Source organism: Vibrio sp. 378, assembly GCF_033339435.1.
Map to the genome: position 1 here is coordinate 1 of NZ_JAWOUO010000327.1, position 839 is coordinate 839.

The 839-nt window shown below is 50.2% G+C and carries 1 protein-coding gene; it reads right to left on the reverse strand.

Going from position 1 to position 839, the window contains the following annotated elements; all coding sequences use genetic code 11:
- Positions 1–39: 39 nt before the first annotated feature.
- Positions 40–839: BCCT family transporter (locus tag R7Q48_RS26045; RefSeq protein ID WP_318133079.1), on the reverse strand; the 800-nt coding region annotated here is incomplete at its 5' end.

An 839-nucleotide genomic window follows, 5' to 3' on the forward strand; every position in this document is an offset into this window, starting at 1 on the left:
GGCTCTTTGCATTTATGGGGTTGGGTATCCAAACCAGACTTAAACCAAACCTTGATCCGTCGCCATTTGATTGGCAATGCCCGGCGCTTTCAAAATGCTAGGTAGCAAAATGAAAGATACAGGGACCGCAGTAATCACAATGAAGGATTGCAGCGCAGTGATACCGCCTGAACCCATAGAAATCAGCGCGATAGCCACAACGCCCATCATCAATCCCCAAAACGAGCGAATCACTGCGTTTGGCTCGGCAGAACCCGTCATTACCACACTGATGGTGTAGGTCATCGAGTCACCAGTCGTAACGATGAAGGTGGTGGTCAAAATCAAGAACAGCACCGAAATGATCATCGGAAATGGCAGTTCACCAGTGATTGCAAGCAATACGGCTGGAAGGTTGAAGCCTTCAAAAGCCGAAGAGATCAATCCCGGATTCGCGAGCTCGAATGCTAAACCGCTACCGCCCACGATGCTGAACCAAAAACAGGTGATCAGCGGCGCAGCAATACTGATGGACAAAATCAATTGGCGAATTGTACGGCCACGCGAAATACGCGCGATGAAGATTGCCATCATTGGCCCGTAACCAATAAACCAACCCCAGAAGAACACCGTCCACCAGCTTAACCAGCCAGTGTCACCGCGATAAAGCGCCATCGGGAAGAAGTTATCCACCATGCGGCCTACGCCTTGCACATAGCCATCAATAATAAAGCTCGTTGGGCCAAAGAACAGGATGTAACCGATCAGCAGTACCGACAGGATGATGTTGTAACGGCTCACAAGTTGGATGCCTTTGCTTACGCCACTTAGCGCCGAAAGCGTGTACATCACGATCGCAG